General features: G+C 56.0%; 15 protein-coding genes and 1 tRNA gene. 10 read left to right on the top strand and 6 right to left on the bottom strand.

From position 1 onward, the window contains the following. Positions 1-126: 126 nt before the first annotated feature. The 9 genes from tgt (at position 127) to lnt (ending at position 10598) form a co-directional block, all read left to right on the top strand. Positions 127-1266: a tRNA guanosine(34) transglycosylase Tgt gene (gene tgt, locus INT32_RS05370; protein ID WP_193087705.1), complete on the top strand. Its 1140-nt coding sequence runs from the start codon at positions 127-129 to the stop codon at positions 1264-1266. 52 nt (positions 1267-1318) lie between these two features. After that, on the top strand, positions 1319-1669 hold the full coding sequence (gene yajC, locus INT32_RS05365) for a preprotein translocase subunit YajC (protein ID WP_193087704.1): 351 nt from the start codon (positions 1319-1321) through the stop codon (positions 1667-1669). Positions 1670-1751: 82 nt separating this feature from the next. Next, positions 1752-3647 carry a protein translocase subunit SecD gene (gene secD / locus INT32_RS05360; protein ID WP_193087703.1) on the top strand — a complete coding sequence of 632 codons (1896 nt, stop codon included), beginning with the start codon at positions 1752-1754 and terminating at the stop codon, positions 3645-3647. Between the two features lie 53 nt (positions 3648-3700). After that, a complete protein-coding gene (gene secF / locus INT32_RS05355) occupies positions 3701-4639 on the top strand; it encodes a protein translocase subunit SecF (RefSeq protein WP_193087702.1) in 939 nt (312 codons plus the stop codon). Between the two features lie 177 nt (positions 4640-4816). Further along, positions 4817-6241 (top strand): tRNA (N6-isopentenyl adenosine(37)-C2)-methylthiotransferase MiaB, encoded by a 1425-nt coding sequence (gene miaB / locus INT32_RS05350; protein ID WP_193087701.1) that lies wholly within the window; start codon positions 4817-4819, stop codon positions 6239-6241. Next, positions 6238-7296 carry a PhoH family protein gene (locus INT32_RS05345; RefSeq protein WP_193087700.1) on the top strand — a complete coding sequence of 353 codons (1059 nt, stop codon included), beginning with the start codon at positions 6238-6240 and terminating at the stop codon, positions 7294-7296. Before miaB ends, INT32_RS05345 begins: the two co-directional genes overlap by 4 nt. Continuing rightward, entirely contained in the window at positions 7289-7798 is a 510-nt protein-coding gene (ybeY, locus tag INT32_RS05340; RefSeq protein ID WP_226816547.1) for an rRNA maturation RNase YbeY, read from the top strand. Before INT32_RS05345 ends, ybeY begins: the two co-directional genes overlap by 8 nt. Positions 7799-8083: 285 nt before the next feature. Then, positions 8084-8983 carry an HlyC/CorC family transporter gene (locus tag INT32_RS05335; RefSeq protein WP_193087699.1) on the top strand — a complete coding sequence of 300 codons (900 nt, stop codon included), beginning with the start codon at positions 8084-8086 and terminating at the stop codon, positions 8981-8983. Positions 8984-8987: 4 nt separating this feature from the next. After that, positions 8988-10598, top strand: a complete 1611-nt coding sequence (gene lnt, locus INT32_RS05330; protein WP_193087698.1) for an apolipoprotein N-acyltransferase — start codon at positions 8988-8990, stop codon at positions 10596-10598. An 85-nt stretch (positions 10599-10683) separates the two neighbouring features. On the opposite strand, the gene INT32_RS05325 is transcribed toward lnt, so the two are convergent. Genes INT32_RS05325 through imuA form a run of 3 tightly spaced genes read right to left on the bottom strand, consistent with a single transcriptional unit; the run spans position 10684 to position 16684 of the window. Continuing rightward, the gene (locus INT32_RS05325) at positions 10684-14214 is read right to left on the bottom strand and encodes an error-prone DNA polymerase (RefSeq protein WP_193087697.1); all 3531 of its coding nucleotides are present in this window, start codon (positions 14212-14214) and stop codon (positions 10684-10686) included. Positions 14215-14226: 12 nt separating this feature from the next. Further along, positions 14227-15675 (bottom strand): DNA polymerase Y family protein, encoded by a 1449-nt coding sequence (locus INT32_RS05320; RefSeq protein ID WP_193087696.1) that lies wholly within the window; start codon positions 15673-15675, stop codon positions 14227-14229. After that, positions 15617-16684 (bottom strand): translesion DNA synthesis-associated protein ImuA, encoded by a 1068-nt coding sequence (gene imuA, locus INT32_RS05315; RefSeq protein ID WP_226816543.1) that lies wholly within the window; start codon positions 16682-16684, stop codon positions 15617-15619. Before imuA ends, INT32_RS05320 begins: the two co-directional genes overlap by 59 nt. Positions 16685-16838: 154 nt before the next feature. On the opposite strand from imuA, the gene INT32_RS05310 reads away from it, so the two are divergent. Then, on the top strand, positions 16839-17138 hold the full coding sequence (locus tag INT32_RS05310) for a PepSY domain-containing protein (protein WP_193087695.1): 300 nt from the start codon (positions 16839-16841) through the stop codon (positions 17136-17138). A 243-nt stretch (positions 17139-17381) separates the two neighbouring features. Here the strand turns inward: INT32_RS05310 and INT32_RS05305 are convergent, their stop codons facing one another. From INT32_RS05305 to INT32_RS05295, 3 genes are all read right to left on the bottom strand, one after another. Beyond that, the gene (locus INT32_RS05305; RefSeq protein WP_193087694.1) at positions 17382-18245 is read right to left on the bottom strand and encodes a transglutaminase family protein; all 864 of its coding nucleotides are present in this window, start codon (positions 18243-18245) and stop codon (positions 17382-17384) included. Positions 18246-18834: 589 nt separating this feature from the next. Further along, positions 18835-18908: transfer RNA gene (locus INT32_RS05300), tRNA-OTHER, on the bottom strand. A 315-nt stretch (positions 18909-19223) separates the two neighbouring features. Continuing rightward, positions 19224-20135 carry a LysR family transcriptional regulator gene (locus INT32_RS05295; RefSeq protein WP_226816541.1) on the bottom strand — a complete coding sequence of 304 codons (912 nt, stop codon included), beginning with the start codon at positions 20133-20135 and terminating at the stop codon, positions 19224-19226. Positions 20136-20183 lie beyond the last annotated feature (48 nt).

The following is a 20183-nucleotide window of genomic DNA, read 5'->3' as shown; positions in this document are numbered from 1 at the left end:
GTTGCCGGTGCATTTACCTGCCCAACTTTACAACCCTGACCCAGGCGCAAGGGAACGAATCAGTGCTGTTTCTGTCATACTTGCCTCTTTGTCGTGCGCGCACCTCCCCTTCATCAATCAATTATCATGCCAGGACTTTCCTTTTCTTTAATAAAAACCGAGGGTAAAGCCCGCCGGGCCAGCATCACTCTGAATCACGGCACCGTCCAGACGCCCATGTTCATGCCGGTGGGCACCTATGGCAGCGTCAAGGCCATGCTGCCGCACGAACTGGAAGAGATCGGGGCGCAGGTAGTGCTTGGCAACACCTTTCATCTGTGGCTGCGGCCAGGCACCGAAGTCATTGAAAAACATGACGGCCTGCACGGCTTCATGCAATGGAAAAAACCGCTACTGACCGACTCCGGCGGCTTCCAGGTGTTCAGCCTGAGCGACTTGCGCAGCAAAATCACCGAAGAAGGCGTCAAGTTCTCGTCGCCTATCGATGGCTCAAGGCTGTTTCTGACGCCCGAAGAGTCCATGCGCATCCAGCGTGCACTCAATTCGGATATCGCCATGGTGTTTGACGAATGCACACCGTACACCATCGACGGGCGTCCCGCCACGCACGATGAGGCAGCGCGTTCCATGCGCATGTCCCTGCGCTGGGCCCAACGCTCCCGGGATGCGTTTGACACGCTGCAAAATCCCAATGCGCTGTTCGGCATTGTCCAGGGCGGCATGTTCGAGGACCTGCGCGACGAATCGCTGGCCGGACTGCAGCGCATTGGTTTTGACGGATACGCCATCGGCGGCCTGTCCGTGGGCGAACCCAAACCGGACATGCGTCGTATACTGGCACATATCGCCCATCAGTTGCCCGACAATGCCCCGCGCTATTTAATGGGGGTAGGTACGCCGGAAGACCTGGTCGAAGGCGTCAGCCAGGGCGTAGACATGTTCGATTGCGTCATGCCGTCGCGCAACGCACGCAACGGCTGGCTGTTTACCCGCTTCGGTGATATTAAAATCCGCAATGCGCGGTATCGCGACGATACCCGCCCGCTGGATCCGACCTGCGCGTGCCATACCTGTCGGCATTTTTCTCGCGCCTACCTGCACCATATGCAGAAGGCCAATGAAATCACCGGCGCCCGCCTAAATACGCTGCACAACCTGCATTTTTACCTGAACATCATGGAACAGATGCGGCAAGCGCTGGAACAGGGCCGTTTTGCCCATTGGCAGGAACAATTTTTCATCGATCGGTCCAAAGGCATTGACTAGCCCAGAAACGGCTACAATATTTGGTTAATTTATACTTACGGGAGTCTTTCTTATGCTTACAAGCAATTTATCTACACTGGTTCTTGCGCAGGCTGCACCGGCCGGCGGCATCCTTGGCGGTCTGACAAGTTTTCTGCCTATCATCCTGATGTTCGTGGTGCTGTACTTCCTGATGATTCGCCCGCAAATGAAACGCCAGAAAGAAACCAAAGCCATGATCGAGGCCCTTGCCAAGGGTGACGAAGTGATTACTGCCGGCGGTATTCTGGGCAAGATATCCAAAGTCACCGACAACTACCTGACCGTGGAAGTATCCAACCTGGCAGACAAACCCGTCGAGGTGCTGGTACAACGCGTTGCAGTGACCACAGTATTGCCAAAAGGCACAGTCAAATCGCTGTAATCCGGCAACAGGCGGGCGGTAATTACCGCCCTGCTTTTTGCCCGGCCCCCTGTTTCAACCCCTTATCGAAAACGGCTACGGTATGAACCGCTATCCCCTCTGGAAATACATTACGGTGCTGGTTGCCCTGATTATCGGCATCCTGTATACCGCCCCCAATTTTTTTGGTGAAACACCGGCAGTGCAGGTGTCCAGCGCCAAGGTGACGCAAAAAGTCACCACGCAGACCATGGGTCAGGTAGAGGACATACTACGGCAGAACAATATTGCCTTTTCCGGTACCTATTTTCAACAAAACGGCCCTGCCGGCACCGTCCGGGTCCGCCTGGCCAATACCGACACGCAGCTGAAGGCTCGCGACATACTGGATAACGCGCTCAATCCCGTCAACGATGACCCTTCCTATACCGTGGCGCTGAACCTGCTGTCGGCCTCTCCGGACTGGATGAGCGCAATCGGCGCAAATCCCATGTACCTGGGTCTTGATTTGCGCGGTGGTGTGCATTTTCTACTACAGGTCGATATGCAAGGCGCGCTGACTGCTCGCTATGAGTCCCTGACGACAGACATCCGTTCCATTTTGCGCGACGCACGTGTCGCAATGGAATCGGTCAACAACGCAGACAACCGCATTACCGCCACCTTCGCCTCTGAGCAAGACCGTAACAAGGCGCAGGATGTGCTGCGTACCCGCACCAATGAACTGGAATTTACCACCAGTCAGTCTGGCGACAAATTCCTGCTGACCGGCAGCATCCTGCCGACCGAAATTGCGCGGGTTCAGGACACTGCCCTCAAACAGAATATCCTGACCCTGCACAACCGGATCAACGAGCTAGGTGTGGCTGAACCGATTATTCAGCAACAGGGACTGGACCGCATCATCGTACAACTGCCCGGCATTCAGGACGTCGCCAAGGCCAAGGAAATTCTCGGCCGCACCGCCACCCTGCAGTTGCGCATGGTCGATGATTCGCCTGCGGCGCAAAACACCATGGCCACCGGCACCGTGCCTTTCGGACTGGAGAGTTTCAAGGACACCGACGGCAGGACAGTGCTGGTCCGCCGCCAGGTATTGCTGACCGGCGAGAATCTGGAAAACGCCCAATCCGGACGCAACCAGCAAACCCAGCAGCCTACTGTCAACCTCACACTGGACGACAAGGGTGCACGCATTTTCCGTGATACCACACGCGACAATATTGGCAAACGCCTGGCCATCATTCTGTTTGAAAATGGCAAAGGCCAGGTCGTGACGGCTCCGGTCATTCGCAGCGAAATCCCTAACGGACAGGTCGAAATTTCAGGCAGCATGGATGCCACGCAGGCCGCCGATACCGCCCTGCTGCTGCGCGCAGGTTCGCTGGCCGCCCCCATGTCGATTATCGAAGAGCGCACCATCGGCCCAAGTCTGGGCGCCGACAATATCCGGATGGGATTCGATTCCACACTTTACGGTTTCGTGATGATCGCGATCTTCATGATCATTTATTACCACGTGTTCGGTGTGTTTTCTACCCTGGGCCTGGCCTTTAACGTATTGCTGCTGCTGGCGGTCCTGTCGCTGCTGCAGGCCACGCTTACGCTGCCGGGCATTGCCGCCATTGCATTGACGCTGGGCATGGCGATTGACTCGAACGTGCTGATCAATGAACGGGTCCGGGAGGAACTGCGCAACGGCGCCTCGCCGCAACAGGCCATCAACGTAGGCTTTAGCAAGGCGTGGGCCACCATCCTTGACTCGAACCTGACGACCCTGATTGTGGGCCTGGCGCTGCTGGCTTTCGGTAGCGGCCCGGTTCGCGGCTTTGCCGTGGTTCACTGCATCGGTATCCTGACCTCCATGTTCTCATCAGTGGTCGGCGTACGGGCTATTGTGAATTTGTGGTACGGCCGGCGCAAGAAACTCAAATCGGTTTCCATCGGTACCGTCTGGCGTCCCGAGGCAGGCGAGAAGAAAGACGTCGCCAAGAACTGAATAGCGCAGAACACTTTTTCTGTCCGGGCTGACCGGACAGAGCAGGAATAAATATGGAATTTTTCAGAATTCGCAAAACCATCCCGTTCATGAAGAACGCGCTGATCCTTAATCTGATCAGCGGCATCACCTTCGTGCTGGCGGTATTTTTCATTGTGACCCGCGGCTTTCATCTGTCCATCGAATTTACCGGTGGTACGGTCATGGAAGTCAACTATCAGCAGGCTGTCCAGCTTGATGAGGTGCGCAGCAGCATCAGTGCGCTCAACTACAGCGACTTTCAGGTGCAGAATTTCGGTACCTCGCGCGACGTCATTATCCGCCTGCCGGTAGACAAGAACATGTCTTCGACAGAGCAGAGCAATACCGTCATGACTGCGCTCAAGAAAGCCAGCCCCGACGCGGAACTGCGTCGAGTGGAATTTGTCGGACCGCAAGTGGGTAGTGAGCTGTTCAGTAACGGTCTGAAGGCGCTGGCGTTTGTGGTGATCGGGATCATGATATATCTGGGGATCCGCTTCGAATGGAAATTCGCACTGGCCTGCGTGCTCGCCAACCTGCATGACGTGGTGATCATCCTCGGGTTTTTCGCGTTCTTCCAATGGGAGTTCTCACTGCCGGTACTGGCAGGGGTGCTGGCGGTCCTGGGGTATTCGGTGAATGAGTCGGTGGTGATCATGGACCGGATCCGCGAGAATTTCCGCAAGCAGCGCCGTGCCAGTGTCCGTGAGGTGATCGACGGCGCCATCACGCAAACCATTTCCCGTACGGTCATTACCCACGCATCTACGCAAATGATGGTGCTGTCCATGTTCTTCTTTGGCGGCCCGTCCCTGCACTACTTTGCGCTGGCGCTCACTATCGGTATCTGGTTTGGTATCTATTCATCGGTATTCGTGGCAGCAGCCATCGCCATGTGGCTGGGTGTCAAACGCGAAGACCTGATCAAAGCGCCGAAGAAAGAAGATCCGGCCAGCGAAGTGATCTTCTGATCAAAAGACTGTACCGTGGGCGCAACACCCCGTTGCCTCCCGGACTGGAAAAAAGCGCCTGCGGGCGCTTTTTCGTTTGAAAAAACAACAGGATAAGGTGTAATCTGGGCAAACACGTTACAATCACGTTTTCCAAATTTTACCCCCGGGACAAAAACCCGCAACGGTACCCATATCATGCAAGAAACCTCACTCAAACGCGGCAACGCGCCCGCTGTCACCACGCCTGTTCAGGAATCGCCCATCCGTATTCACCCGTCTGCCAGAAAGCTGTACATCAAGACTTTCGGCTGCCAGATGAACGAATATGATTCGGACAAAATGGCCGATGTATTACGTGAAAACCAGGGACTGGAACTGACCAGCACGCCCGAAGATGCAGATGTCATTCTGCTCAATACCTGTTCCATACGTGAAAAAGCGCAGGAAAAAGTATTTTCGGATCTTGGCCGCATCAATCAGCTCAAAAAGAAAAATCCCAACCTGGTCATTGGCGTTGGCGGTTGTGTCGCCAGCCAGGAGGGCGCCACCATTATCCGGCGCGCACCCTATGTAGACGTGGTGTTCGGCCCGCAGACCCTGCATCGCCTGCCCGAACTGATTGAACGGCGTAAAAACACCGGGCGCGCCCAGGTGGACATCAGTTTTCCGGAAATTGAAAAATTCGATGCCCTGCCACCGGCCCGGGTCGACGGTCCTTCTGCCTTCGTTTCAATCATGGAAGGTTGCAGCAAATACTGCAGCTTTTGCGTCGTCCCCTATACCCGTGGCGAAGAAATTTCCCGACCGTTCGAAGACGTCCTGACCGAAATTGCCGATCTGGCAGACCAGGGCGTCAAGGAAGTCAATCTGCTTGGTCAGAACGTGAACGCTTATCGCGGCACCCTGGGCGACACCGCCGAATTGGCTGATTTCGCCATGTTGCTCGATTATGTGCATGACATTCCGGGCATCGAACGCATTCGTTATACGACCTCTCATCCCAAGGAAATGACCAGCCGGCTGATCGAAGCCCATGGGCGCCTGCCCAAGCTGGTTCCTTTCCTGCATCTGCCTATCCAGACCGGCAGCGACCGGATCCTGGCCGCCATGAAACGAGGCTACACGGGGCTGGAGTTCAAGTCCATTGCCCGCCGCCTGTATGCAGCCCGGCCCGGCATGACCCTGTCTTCGGACTTCATTGTCGGCTTTCCTGGCGAGACCGAAGCGGATTTCGAGGCCACGCTCAAGCTGATCGCAGACGTCAATTTCGACACCTCGTTCTCGTTCATCTATTCGCGCCGGCCGGGCACGCCAGCCGCCGACCTGGAAGACGATACGCCTTACGAGGTCAAACTGGCTCGGCTGCAACGCTTGCAGGCCCAGATTACGGCGCAGGCCAGCGCCATCAGTCATGGCATGCTCGACACCCTGCAACCGGTGCTGGTCGAGGGGCCCTCGCGCCGTGATGCCAGCGAACTGACCGGTCGGACCGAAAACAACCGGATCGTCAATTTTGCTGCGCCCGAACAGTTGATCGGCCAGATTGTCAACGTGCGCATTACCGCCATATATACCAACTCTCTACGCGGCGAGCTCGCGACCGGAGACGCCGCTTCATGACGGGAAAACGCACTTTGCCTGTGGTCTTCCATCTGGAAGGCGACAACACCCAGCTGGCCAATCTGTGCGGGCCGCTGGATGAAAACCTGAAGCAGATTGCACAGGCTTACGATGTCACGATCGGCCGCAGCGGCAACCGGGTGATCGTCGAAGGCGAGCAGGCCCAGGATGCGGCAGGCGCCGTCAACCTGTTCCATCGCCGTGCCCGCCATCGCGACCTGACCATTGACGATATCCAGCTGGGGCTGGTCGAATTGCGGGCCAACGCAAAACCTTCGGACAGTATCGATCGCAGCAAGGCCGACACTGATGACAGCCGGCAACAGCGCCAGGCAGGTGCAGCCGGCCTGCCCGAGCTGCCGCCGCTAGATGATGACAGCGGCACCATTGCGCTGCGCACGCGACGCAATGACCTGCGTCCGCGTACCCCGCGCCAGCGTGATTATCTGAACAATATTTTGCGCCATGACATTACCTTCGGCACGGGTCCGGCCGGCACCGGCAAGACCTGGCTGGCCGTTGCCTGTGCCATTGATGCCCTGGAACGAGAACACGTACAGCGCATTATTCTGACCCGGCCTGCTGTGGAAGCTGGTGAACGCCTGGGGTTTCTGCCCGGCGACCTGGCCCAGAAAGTCGACCCCTACCTGCGTCCCCTATACGATGCGCTTTATGATCTGATGGGGTTCGACAAAGTCATGCGTCTGTTCGAGAAACAGACTATTGAGATCGCACCGCTGGCCTATATGCGGGGCCGTACCCTGAACCATGCTTTTGTGATTCTGGACGAAGCGCAGAATACAACCCAGGAACAAATGAAAATGTTCCTGACACGCATTGGATTTGGCAGCAAGGCCGTGATCACGGGCGACCCATCGCAGATCGACCTGATCAAGGGGCAGAAAAGCGGTCTGGAACACGCCCTGCGCGTGCTATCCCAAGTCCAGGGCATCGCCATGTCGCGCTTTACCAGCGAAGATGTGGTGCGGCACCCACTTGTCGCCCGCATCATTGATGCCTACGATCTGGCAGAAGGCCGCACCCCCAATGAGTAATCCGGCCACGCCTCGGCCTCGCGGCATGCGCGACACCTCTTATCTGCACACGACAGTTCAGCACGTGGTGCCGGTTCCGGAAATCACCCGCCAGCGCATTCGCGGCTGGATGTTGCGGGCCGTCGACGCCGCCATGGCCGATAACCCGGACATTATCCAGGCGGAACTGGCCCTGCGACTGGTTGATACCGACGAAGCGCGTGAGCTCAACAGCCAGTTCCGTGGCCGCGACTATGCCACCAACGTGCTGACCTTCGAATACGGGATTGATCCCGATGGCACGGCGCGTGGCGACATCGTACTGTGCGTGCCGGTTCTCAGACAAGAGGCGAACGAACAGGGCAAAACCCTGCGACAGCACGCGGCCCATCTGGTGATACACGGTGTACTGCACGCGCTGGGTTACGATCATGAAGACGAAGACGACGCCGTCCACATGGAAACGGTGGAAACCGCCCTGCTGGCCAGCCTGGGCTTTCCGGATCCGTACCAGCCGCGCTGACCTGGTCTGGCTTCTACGAGGCTTGGGCTTTCTATCAGTTCCCGCATTCTCTGCAACGTATCCCTTTCTATAAGCTTCCGGTTTTCTGTAACATTCGGGTTTTCTGCGACGTTCCAGCACAACAAAGACCCAATTTCAGCGAAATCCCCTCCTGCGTAGGCACAGTCTGAATAAAGAAGGCCCAATGTCGACAAAGGCCGGGTTTACCCAAAGTATCGCGCGTTTTTCATCAAATAGACGTAAATTTGCGTTATCCTTATAACTTCCTAAACTAGACGTCCAGAGATGTCAGATCCATACCCTTCCAACGATGCCGAGGCAGACAGTCAGCCAGGCAAAAAGCATACTTCCCGCTCACTTCTCCAGCGAATAAAAGGCCTGCTGGGCCAGAACGAACCCGAAGACCGGGACGATATCCAGGAGATTCTCTCTTCTGCGCATGATCGGGACATCATCGACGACGATTCCTATTCCATGATCGTCGGCTCCATCTCCTTTACCGAGAAAAACGTCAGCGACATCATGATCCCGCGTTCGCGCATGGATTTGCTGGATATCAGCAAGCCCCTGCAGGAACTGCTCCCTATCGTTATCGATACGGCTCATTCGCGCTTTCCGGTATATGAAGAAGAAAAAGACAATATTATCGGTATCCTGCTGGCCAAGGATCTGCTGCGCTTCGTCAACAATCCGCAAACCGATATCCGCAGTCTGGTCCGGCCTGCCAACTACATTCCTGAAACCAAGCGGCTGAACCAGTTGCTGCGGGATTTCCGCGAGAACCGCAATCATATCGCCATTGTGATTGACGAGTACGGCAGTATTGCCGGCCTGGTCACCATGGAAGATGTCCTGGAACAGATCGTGGGCGATATCGAAGACGAATACGACGACGATGCGCAAATGACCATCTTCCCGGAAACCGATACTTCGTGGCGCGTGATGGCCATCACCGATATCCGGCAATTGAATCAGACACTGCAGGTTGCGATTCCCGAAGACGATTACGATACCATCGGCGGCTGGCTGGCGGCAGAGCTGGATCACATCCCGCAACGCGGCGACAGCCACGATTTCCAAGGGTTGCGATTCCAGGTCCTGCGTGCCGATGCCCGGCGCGCCTTGTGGCTGCATGTCAAACGTCTGTCTGCCATGAGCAGCAGTCACAGTAAAACAGAATCCTGAGAATATGGTCTGGCTCCTTCTCATCGCGGCTGGGGCTATTCATGCCCTGAGTTTTTCCCCTGATCCCCTGCCCGGCTGGACCTTGCCCTATATCCAGGTGCTGTCTATGGCGGTACCGGCATTTATTGTTTTCAGCACAAAACATATCAAACGCGCCGCCCTGGCCACCTTTGTCTTTAGCACCAGCAGTTTCTGTGTAGGTGTGTACTGGCTGTACATCAGCATGAACCATTTCGGCGGCCTGGCAGCGCCGCTTGCCGCTTTGGCCGTATTGCTTTTTGCGCTTTATCTATCGTTGTATGCTGCTCTTGCGGGGGCCTGTACCGCCTGGCTGGGTCGCGACCTGAATGTCATGCGGGTGCCGCAGGCGCTGGGCCGCCCGCTGCTCTGGGCCTGCGCCTGGACGCTGGGTGAATGGCTGCGCGGCTTTATATTCACCGGTTTTCCCTGGAACAATATCGGCTACGCCCATACCAACAGCCTGCTGTCGGCCTGGGCACCCGTCGCTGGCGTCTATGGCGTGGCCTTTCTGGCTGCGCTGGCCAGCGGGCTGGTTGCCTGTATCGTTTATTATGTGAAACACAATCGCTCCGGCATCATGGCGGCCATGGCCAGTGCACTCCTGGGCATGTTCATCGTCAGTTTTGCGCTGTCTCGCATTACATGGTTTGACAACCATGGCCCTGTCATGACGGTAAGGCTGGTTCAAGGCAATATTGCGCAGCAGATGAAATTTGACCCGGCGCAATTGATGAGTTCCCTGCAGACTCAGTTTGCGCTGGCCACGCGTCCTGCGATAGACGCACAACGCACGCCCTCGGTGATTATTTTCCCCGAAACCATTCTGCCGACATTTCAGGACAGGATGGCGCCAGAGTTCTGGCAATCGGTTGTAGACCTTGCAGATCAGATGAAAGCAACGCTGTTCATGGGCACGCCCTTGCACACGGTACCGGATGGCCAGGATCGTTATACCAACAGCGTGCTGGCGATAGACAGCGATACGTCGGTTTCAGCCCTGATGCAGGGCCGGCAACTGCCGGTCTATGACAAGCAACATTTGGTGCCGTTTGGTGAATTTGTTCCTTTGGGTTTTCGCTGGTTTGTTGATGCCCTGAACATTCCGCTGGGCGACTTTGATCGTGGCGGCCAGGGCCAGGAAAGCTTTGCCGTCAATAATCAGCGATTCGCGCCCAATATCTGCTATGAAGATGTGTTTGGCGAGGAATTGCTGCCCTCCTTGCGTACCCAGGCAGACGGCACGCCAGGAGCCAGCGTGCTGTTCAACGTCAGCAATTTGGGCTGGTTTGGCAATACCTGGGCGCTAAAACAGCATTTGCAGATCTCGCGCATGCGCAGTATGGAAACAGCAAGGCCCATGCTTCGCGCCACCAATACCGGATCGACGGCAGTCATTGACGCCGAGGGCCGTGTATTGTCGCAATTGCCCACGGCAACAGCCGGCATTCTGGATGTACAGATACAAGGTACGCAGGGCCTGACGCTATACACTCGGGTTGGGAATGGGCTAATCATTGTCATCAGCCTGTTGGGTCTGATCGTTGGATTTATTCAGAAGCGACGCACGCGCGCTGCAGGTTCGGGCACATCCTGACGCCATGCCCGATAGCGGCACAACCGGTGCAATGGTTAATGAAGACTGCTGCGCCCAGGACCGACTGTCCGCGCAACGAACCTGCTTAATGGAAATTGCGGCTGCGCGTCTGCAATTGACCCAGCAAATGCGTCAAATTGACCAGCCGCTCCACAATCACATGTTGTACACCGTTGGCTGACTGCCAGCGTCCATAGGCCCCCATCAGACGGGAAGTGAGCAGTTCCTTGCGCTGGCGCTCTACCAGCGCTGGCCGCACCAGCAGATTGATCTGCCCATATTCATCTTCCAGCGTCACAAAAACGACGCCCTTGGCCGTGCCGGGACGCTGCCTGACCGTAACAATTCCGGCCGCACGTACCAGGCGTCGATCAGGTTGTTCCTGCAAGACAGCAGAAGAGGAAAAACGCATCTTGCTCAATTTGTCACGCAATAATTCCAAGGGGTGACGCCCCAGCGTCAGGCCCAGCGAATCATAATCGGCCACCATCGATTGCCCTTCCGTGAGCAACGTCAGCTGCGGACTCACCGTTTCATATATTGGTGCTTCCCGCAGAATATCTTTATCGGGCACACTGACAACGGCATCCCACAAGGCGGCCCTGCGATGACCGGCCAGGCTCTCCAGCGCATTGCCAACAGCCAGCGCATTCAGGTCATGCCTGCTCAGGTCAGCGCGTCGCGCCAGGTCGGCAACAGAGTCAAAGGGAGTCTGGGCGCGCGCCTGCACGATCCGCTGCGCCGCCGCCTCTTGCATTCCTTTAAGCTGATTCAACCCAAGCCTGACCGCCGGTTTGGGCTTGGACTGGGGCTTGCCGGAACGACAATCTGAACCGTGTTCGGCGGGTTCTGTTGTGGGTTCTGTTACAGGCTCTGCGGTAGATGTGTCTGCAGACTGGGCAGCAGCAAACTCCAGCGTTGCTTCCCAGTTGCTGACCTGCACATCGACAGGCAGTATCTCTACCTTGTGTCGCTTGGCGTCCTGGATCAGCGTTGAAGCACTGTAAAACCCCATGGGCAGGCTGTTGAGCAGCGCAGCCAGAAAGGCCTGGGGCTCATGGCATTTGAGCCAGCTGCTGGCGTAGGCCAGCAGTGCAAAGCTGGCTGCATGGCTTTCTGGAAAACCGTACTCGCCAAACCCCTGGATCTGACGGAAAATCTGCTCGGCAAACTCCCTTTCATAGCCTTTGCCCAACATGCCGTCGATAATTTTGTTATAGAATTTTTCCAGCCCCCCTTTGCGTTTCCAGGCAGCCATGGAACGTCGCAAATCATCGGCCTCCCCGCCAGTAAAACCCGCCGCCTTCATGGCAATCTGCATCACCTGTTCCTGAAAAATCGGCACACCCAGCGTACGTTCCAGCGCCGACTCGACATCTTTGCTTGGGTAGCTAATCGCTTCGAGCCCCTGGCGTCGCCGCAGATAGGGGTGCACCATTCCTCCCTGTATCGGACCGGGGCGAATGATGGAAACCTCGATGACCAGATCGTAATAACAACGTGGCCGCAAGCGCGGCAGCATGGTCATTTGCGCGCGCGATTCAATCTGGAATACACCGATAGTATCGGCTTTGCAGATCATATCGTAGGTATCGGAATCTTCCAGCGGGATGTCCTGCATTCGAAAAAATGGCCTGCCGTATCGCAATGCCACAAACTCCAGCGCCCGACGAATGACACTGAGCATACCCAGCGCCAGTACATCGACCTTGAGAATACCCAGGACATCCAGATCATCCTTGTCCCACTGCACCACGCTACGATTTTCCATGGCGGCATTCTCGATGGGAACCAGCCGGCAAAGCGGACCGTGCGACATGACAAAACCGCCAGGATGCTGTGAAAGATGACGCGGAAAGCCCATGATTTTTTCTGCCAGATAAACCCATTGCATGGCAACAGACGAAGTCGGATCCAGGCCGCTCTCCTGCATGCGCGCCATCAGATTGGCACGGCCATCCCAGTAATGATAGGAACGCGCCACCGCCTCGATAATAATAGGATCCACGCCTAACGCCTTGCCCGTATCGCGCAGCACACTCTTGACCCGATAGGTGATCACCACAGCAGTCAGCGCGGCGCGATCCCGACCATATTTTTCATAAATATACTGGATGACTTCTTCGCGGCGCTGGTGCTCGAAATCGACGTCAATATCGGGCGGTTCATTGCGCTCCTTGCTGATAAAACGCTCGAACAGATTATTTCCCAGTACAGGATTGACTTCGGTAATACCCAGACAATAGCAAACAGCGCTATTGGCCGCCGACCCCCTGCCCTGGCACAAAATCTCCTGGGCGCGGGCAAACTTCACAATATCGTAGACCGTCAGGAAATAGGCTTCGTATTGCAGTTCGGCAATAAGCTGCAACTCATCTTCCAGCTGGCGTGTGACACTCTCAGGTATCCCATCCCTAAAACGCTGCCGCGCCCCCGCATAGGTTTGCTGGCGCAGATAAGTTGTCGGACTCAGGTTTTCAGGACAGATGCCGCCTGGGTATTCATATTTGAGCTCTTTCAGATTGAACTGACATTGAAGCATCACCTCGAGGGTTTGTTCCAGGGCAGCAGGCGGATAAAGATTGGCCAGTGTCACCAGCTGGCGCAAATGATGCTCGGCATTGGCCGCGCGCGCAAAGCCGCACTCCTGTACGCTTTTGCCCAGCCGGATCGCAGTCAGTGTGTCATGCACGGGTTTGCGTGAACGCACGTGCATCTGCACCTGTCCGGTTGCCACCAACGGCACCCCGGTGACCTCTGAGACAGCCATGAGCCTGGCCTTGTGAGCCGCATCCTGCCCCTGGTGCAACAGTGTGAGCGCCAGCCAGCAACGCCCGGCAAATGCCTGCGCAACCCATTGGGCCTGGGCCAGCATCTGTTCGTAGGATGAGCCATACTCGGGCACCAACACCCCCAGACACTCGGGCAGGTTCTGCAAATGAGCCAGAGAAAGATCGGCAGGACTGGTAATGTCGCTAGTCGTCAAATAATAATTACCCTTGGGGGCACGACGTCGCCCCAGGGTGATGAATTCGCACAGATTGCCATAGCCCTGACGGGTTTGAGCAAGTACGAGCAGTTTCAGGGTGGGTGAATGTTCGCCCGTATGCAGAGAAAAAACAGAACCCACAATCAGTTTCAAAGGCAGGCGCAGCGGCGTTTCGCAGGTTGATACTGTCGATAGTGCCGACCCCGACCCCGCCGGTGCTGAGGCTGAGGCTGATGGCAATGGCGATCCAGCGGGCGCAATGGATGAAGCGGGCGATGACGTCTGCGACAGTTGCGATAACCACGCTGGCAAAGCAGGGAGTGAAGGCGTGGCCTGCGCCGGATCGGATTGCCCCTGCACGTAGCCTGCCTTTTCCAATGCGTTCTTTTTCCTGCGCTCCGCTTCGTCCAGGATGGGCTTGTTCAGCCTTTCCACTTCCGCGTGGGCACGTACCACCCCTGCCACGGAACATTCGTCTGTGATGGCCAACGCCATATAATTGAGTTCGAACGCCTGTCGCACCAGCTCCTCGGGATGAGACGCGCCCTGCAGAAAACTGTAATTGCTCTGGCAATACAGTTCGGCATAGCCAGGCAGCGCGTATGAAGAAAAAGAAGGCGTCGTCATGACCTTGTCCTGTTACCCGAAAACCCCGTGCAGAAACCAGCGCCAATGACCATAGCGTTCACGAAAGAGCCAGTAGCGTACGCCGGTATTGTCTTCTGCAACAAAATAGTCTCTTAGCGCCCACCCTTCCCACCAGCCATCTTCGATTCTTTCCGGACCCTGCAAAATACGCAATGGCGAACCATACCAGGGACGATGCTTGCGCACAGACAGTAGCAGCGGCTTTTCCAGCAACCAGCAAGGCCGCGCCACGCCTTCGACAACAGACCCTGCGGCAGAAGCCGTGTTTGCCGGTCTCCACCGGTTTGCAATTTCGGGGCGATGATCGGCGACCGGCTGAGGCGCCAATACCCGATCATGTCCCAGCCTGGCCAGAATGATTTCAAGGACCCGTTGACGGTCCTGCGGCGTTCCCCCGCGTTCAGGAAACAAATCGTCGGCAACCGGCGCCGTCTCCTGCACTCTGGCAGCGTCAAGGGTCACGGCAATAATGGGCGCTGCCAGTTTCAGATGATGCAGATGTTCCTGCAACAAGCGCATCAGGTGGGCCGGATCCCGGGTGGGGGCAGCAGTAGCCAGTTCCACCCGGGATGGCTCGCGCGCATGACGACCACGCTCATGCTCAAGAAGCAGGACAAGCTGTGTTACCGCCCGCTGATGCCCCGCCAGCCAGCCGCAAAGCTGCTCGATCAGCCGGCCGGCCACCCTGCCAACGGCTTGGGCATATTCAATTCGTTCAACCAGTTCTATCCGCCCCTGAAACTGCAGTGGCGCGACAACCCATTTGAATATTTCAGGCGTGTTCCCGTAGGCGGCATCAAGAACCTGCAAAACCTGCCGGCTGGTGCGTCGCTGCAACCCGGCGCGCGGCAGTTGTCGCATGGCCCCCAGGGTGGCGCAGCCAATGCTGCCCAGCCAGGCTTCATAAGGATGCGCGGCCGGCAACGACCCGACTGGCAAGGCGTCCAGCCGGCGAATCTGGGTGCCAGGTTTCAGGCAGCGGCGCAAGCGCACGCACTCGGCAGTCGCCAGCAGCCAGGCGCCGCCAGCCGTTGTGGCAATAGCGCAGCCTGCACTCAGGCAGAGCCCATGCAAGGTGCCCTGGATACGTCGGTAAAGCCGCCGAATGCCGCCAAAAAGACTAAGACTGGCGGTGACATCCAGCAACAGGGTATCCCGCTCCCCCAGCGCGAGCTCGGGTGTGTACTGCAACAGCGCCAGCGAGGCCGCCTGGATTGCCGAATGATGAATATGCTCATCATATTCGGTAAGAACGGCCTGGGGACACAGGGTATTGACGCCGCTAATACGCATGCCTGGTTGCACACCTGCCACCCGGGCAGCAGGCGAACACACCCGGACCTGGCCATGATCAATCACAACGGCCGCCGTGTTGCGCCAGTCAGGGCAAAGTGTGTCCAGCGTGGGGTGTAGCAGATGTACGGCTATCCATGTTCGCATGGCGGGACTCGGTAAAAGCAGCAGGATAAGCAGCAGAATAGGGATCGGAAGCGCCCCCAGGAGAGATACCCCTGCCGGATGCATCCGGATAAAGTGAGATATGGACAGGATGTTCACTGACGCTGCCACGACGTTTGACAATATGCACGTAAAGCCCCCTGGGCACCGGATGCAGTGCAAGCCGCAAGGGTGCCGGGGAGGATTGCCGGGCAGCGGACAGGGCCCGAACCAGCACGAACAGCGTGTCACCCTTTTGCGCCGACAATTGCAAGCGACGCAGGGCGCCATCGCGCAGGGCATTTTGCCATAACACCAGCGCCGCAAAGGCCCCGCTGTTCAGAATGTGTTCGGCCGCCCACAAGGCATCGGCAGTACTTTGCGGAGAGAGCCAGAGCAGGCGGGAAGGGGCGACTCCCCAATGCGCCCACGCGCAGGCCTGCGGCGCATACGGTGGCTGAATAAGCACGATGGGCCGTTGCTCTGGGCTGCTGGTGCTGTCAAGGCCCGCAGCAGTTGACGCATGAGGCAACTGACTCGCCTTGTGCCCACAAAAAACGGGTTTGAATAACTGGATCTCCCCGACGCCGGCACGTGGCGTCATGACCTCGATCAGATTGCCTAAGGGCCAGCCGCCGCCAGGCAATTGAGCCGATATTTCAGGATAGCCGGTATTGGCGTAAAGACCTGGGGAACGGGCGATTTGCGACGCTCGCCACAGCGAGGAGTGAATGCGCTCCGGCGCAGTCAGGATAGAAGGCGAGGCAGTGCCCTGCCCGACCCGTTGCGCCGGCATTTCTTCGGCGGATGCCTCTGAAAAAGACCCTTCTGAGAATAACGCCCTGGAAGCGGCCGACCCGGCCAGGACACCTGAGCGCCCGGATAGCTGTGCAGCATTCACAACACCTTCGGACACGCCTTCGGAGTTGCTTTCCGGCAGACCGTCAAAGCGAGAGCCCGATGCCTTTTCAACGAGTGTTCTGGAGGATTTTTTCGCTGTGTTTTTCATCATGGCAATTCCTTTAAGTACTGTATAAGTATACAGTATTTTTAAATTACCACATCTTCGGAAAACCGAGGTATCTGAATCAAGACGGTCTACACAACCGCACTGATGTATTACACTGAGCGTACTGTTTTTTTCCCTTTACCAACAGGAATGACTTATGAAAATTACCTCTTCCCTGCTTTTTTCACTGTTTATCATCGTGCCAGGCATGGCCGCTGCGCAATCGAATCACCAGCAGGAAGCCCAGGCCATCAATGAGGCACAAGTGACGCTTGCACAGGCAGTGCAAACGGCCGAATCAGAAACCGGCGCCAAAGCGGTCGAAGTGGATTTTGACCGGGAAAACAACGTCTGGTCATATGAAGTGACAACTCTGAAGCCCGGCACCAAATATGAACTGGTCATTGATGCCAATACAGGTAAGGTCATCTCCCGTAAGGAAGAACAAAAGCAATAACGGTCAGACAGGTGCCCGATATATTCGGGCACCAACAGCCATGGCGCATTTGATCTGTCATTATCACAACGCCAACACCAAGACTGCCATCTGACAATTCAGATATTACAATCCAGATATCACGTCTCAGATACCGCGACTCTGATATCACAGGCGTCATTGCACCATTTCTCTTGCCCGACAAGCGCTTCCCTGCTTTGCCCCTGCACAGATCATGCTGGCAAGGACGCCTGGCGCAGCACCCTAGCGCCCAATAATCGCCGCCTGCTCATCGCCAGCCTTCAAATGCAAATCCGAATACGGATCCTCCTGCTCGATATTGATGCGCATGCGGCTGGGTTTTATATTGCCGAAAATAGTGGCAAAGGGCGTATCCTGGGCATCGTTGCCGCGTGCAATAACCACCAGATTATCGGGTGGCGCCAGCCCTGTTGGGTCAAACTTGATCCATCGTCCTCCCAGGTATGCCTCAAAAATCGCGTGAAAATCCTGAGGGGGCTCTTCAAAATATACATAGCCTACGCAAAAACGGGCAGGTATATTCAAGGCACGGCAAAACGTGATGGCCAAATGGGCAAAATCCCTGCATACGCCTTTGCGCTTTTCAAACACATCAGCGGCTGAAGTGGTGGAATCTGAATATCCCACTTCATATTGGACATGTTCCTGTATCCAGTCAATAATTGACTCGACCAGCACGATGCCGTCGCCCTGCGCACAGAAAAGAGCCTGCACCTGGGCTGAAAGTACATCCGATTCACAATACCGGCTTGGCCGCAAGCAGGGAATGGTTTTCTTTGGCAGACGCCCTATGGGATAAATGGCGGCCTCGGACAGTCGCCTGGCATGATTGGTAACGACGCTGACCGTGTAATCGACATTGATCGTTCCTTCTTTAGCAGGAAACGATACGAAGCGTCCGCCCATTGCATCAATATTCTTCTGAAAATAAACAGGCGTCTTGCTCCCATTGCTGTCGACATACTCCACACTCAGGCACTCTTCCAGAAGCAATTGGCTTTTTTTGGAAACCAGCATATTCAGAAAAAACTCACTCGCTGAAAATACTTCATATTCCAGCGAGGTTCTAATTCTTGTTACCAGCATCCCGTTACCCCATTTATGTAAATGACCCGGCAGATTGCCGTCGATCGGCAAGCCCATCGCTTGACAGCATAAAATGCAATCGGCACCCTCTCTAGCCACCATAGTCGCTGTAGCCACTGCCATTTCTACTTTTTAACTATCTCCCCCAAACAAGCATATGGGTCTGATACTGTAAGAAAAATATCCGGCTGCCAATCACGCCTGACATGCCTGGAACATGCAGCGCCGACAATTTGCCGCCGTCCGGCACACCTCACGGGCAAAAACAACGATCACTGATTTTTATTATCCGACGAACACCGTCTTTTTTATTCAATACCGGGAAAAATGGGGCTTTGCATGCTCAGGAACCAGGCCGGGATGGCTTTGTGCTTACTGTTTTTGCATCTGTCATGAGAACGGGCCTCCTGGATAGGGAACGCATCGGCAAAAATTTTGCAGCATTGCCGCAAGACTGCAGCATTAAACCACAAGCTGTGCTCGGCCCCAGGCATATGCAAAATACAAACGCCGCCATCGCGACAACCGGATCATAGCCAGCGCTTGTTATCACTTCAGTCGGTCAGCGCAATGCCGATGCGAAAATTCTTCCACAGGTACGGGTTCGAACCGTAAACCTCCTCGTGAAGTACTCGGATACTCTACCAGTTGAGCTACCTGTGGATTTACTATTCTCCGGTAAACCGGTGACCGCATCAACTCAAAACCGAAGTGTAAAAATATATAACAGAAATGCCCACTGAAGGCCTTCGAACGAGATGTGTCTGCGCCGCCCCAGACACAGGGTCATTTGGATGCTGCCGGTCATCCGTGGTTAACATCAAGCATGCATAGAACCCGCTGCACCGGCCCGGCAAATACCCGCCAGCGCTCAAGGTTTGAACTCAGTAGCAAGACTTCACCCTGCAGCGTGACCATTGCCAACCCGTTGACTACATCCGATCCCGGGCAGACTCATACGCCTGGTGCTGTCGCTTGCTACGAACCGTTGAACACACCCTCTTTGCTCAGCAGCTCGGAAACCCAATGCTGGAATATGCGGATACGTGCAGGCACATTGCGCCGTCGGGCATAAAGAAACGTCAATGGCATGGATGGTGCACGAAATTGTGGCAGCACTTCGATCAGTTCAGCCGACTCAAGCAGATCGCGCACATCAAATGCCGGAATCTGGATCAGCCCCATTCCGGCAAGCGCGGCAGCCAGATAGCCTTCCACATTATTGACCGAAATCACACTGCTCATGGTCACCACATTCAGTTTGCCCTGAGCCACGTATTCCCAGGCCGGCATCGCTGTCGGAAACCGCGAGGCATAGTTCACCACCTGATGCGTACCCAACGCGTCAGGTGTTGCGGGAGTACCCATGCCTGCAAGATAAGCTGGGCTGGCACACGTAATAATATCGATATCCCCAAGTTTTCGGCAAATCAGATCGGAGTCGCTCAGTTCACCCACCCGTATGACGCAGTCGATGCCCTCGGAAACAAGATCCACCATACGATCGGTCATGCTCACCTCCAGTTCGACTTCAGGGTGCATCGCGATCAATGACGGTAGCGCCGGAATGATGATGCGCCGGCCGATGCGACTGGGCATATCGATTCTGAGACGGCCGGTCATCTGCTGTGAGGCCGGATGAAACATCTGCTCGGAAGCTTCAATCGCATCTACGATTTCACGCGCAGTCTTGACAAACTGCGCCCCCTCGAAGGTGGGTGTCATGCGACGCGTTGTACGGCGCAAAAGCTGAACGCCCAATCGATCCTCCAGCTCCTGGATCAGGGTCGAAACCGTCGAGCGCGGCAAACGAAGCGCTTCGGCCGCACGCGTGAAATTGCCGCTTTTCATCACCTGGATGAAGACCTGCATCTGCCTGATCCGATCCATGAGCACTCTATTGTTCGTAAATATTGACGTAAGACGTCAACAATAACA

It is taken from the genome of Advenella sp. FME57, from assembly GCF_014897675.1.
Taxonomy (GTDB): Bacteria; Pseudomonadota; Gammaproteobacteria; order Burkholderiales; family Burkholderiaceae_B; genus Advenella.
The sequence above is the reverse complement of the archived record's forward strand: the minus strand, read 5'-3'. Positions and strand labels throughout refer to the sequence as shown.

What these genes read in the sequence shown, in the direction of transcription:
- tgt (WP_193087705.1), top strand. Translation starts at nt 127, where the DNA reads ATGCCAGGACTTTCCTTTTCTTTAATAAAAACCGAGGGTAAAGCCCGC.
- yajC (WP_193087704.1), top strand. Translation starts at nt 1,319, where the DNA reads ATGCTTACAAGCAATTTATCTACACTGGTTCTTGCGCAGGCTGCACCG.
- secD (WP_193087703.1), top strand. Translation starts at nt 1,752, where the DNA reads ATGAACCGCTATCCCCTCTGGAAATACATTACGGTGCTGGTTGCCCTG.
- secF (WP_193087702.1), top strand. Translation starts at nt 3,701, where the DNA reads ATGGAATTTTTCAGAATTCGCAAAACCATCCCGTTCATGAAGAACGCG.
- miaB (WP_193087701.1), top strand. Translation starts at nt 4,817, where the DNA reads ATGCAAGAAACCTCACTCAAACGCGGCAACGCGCCCGCTGTCACCACG.
- INT32_RS05345 (WP_193087700.1), top strand. Translation starts at nt 6,238, where the DNA reads ATGACGGGAAAACGCACTTTGCCTGTGGTCTTCCATCTGGAAGGCGAC.
- ybeY (WP_226816547.1), top strand. Translation starts at nt 7,289, where the DNA reads ATGAGTAATCCGGCCACGCCTCGGCCTCGCGGCATGCGCGACACCTCT.
- INT32_RS05335 (WP_193087699.1), top strand. Translation starts at nt 8,084, where the DNA reads ATGTCAGATCCATACCCTTCCAACGATGCCGAGGCAGACAGTCAGCCA.
- lnt (WP_193087698.1), top strand. Translation starts at nt 8,988, where the DNA reads ATGGTCTGGCTCCTTCTCATCGCGGCTGGGGCTATTCATGCCCTGAGT.
- INT32_RS05325 (WP_193087697.1), bottom strand. Translation starts at nt 14,214, where the DNA reads ATGACGACGCCTTCTTTTTCTTCATACGCGCTGCCTGGCTATGCCGAA.
- INT32_RS05320 (WP_193087696.1), bottom strand. Translation starts at nt 15,675, where the DNA reads ATGCGAACATGGATAGCCGTACATCTGCTACACCCCACGCTGGACACA.
- imuA (WP_226816543.1), bottom strand. Translation starts at nt 16,684, where the DNA reads ATGATGAAAAACACAGCGAAAAAATCCTCCAGAACACTCGTTGAAAAG.
- INT32_RS05310 (WP_193087695.1), top strand. Translation starts at nt 16,839, where the DNA reads ATGAAAATTACCTCTTCCCTGCTTTTTTCACTGTTTATCATCGTGCCA.
- INT32_RS05305 (WP_193087694.1), bottom strand. Translation starts at nt 18,245, where the DNA reads ATGCTGGTAACAAGAATTAGAACCTCGCTGGAATATGAAGTATTTTCA.
- INT32_RS05295 (WP_226816541.1), bottom strand. Translation starts at nt 20,135, where the DNA reads ATGGATCGGATCAGGCAGATGCAGGTCTTCATCCAGGTGATGAAAAGC.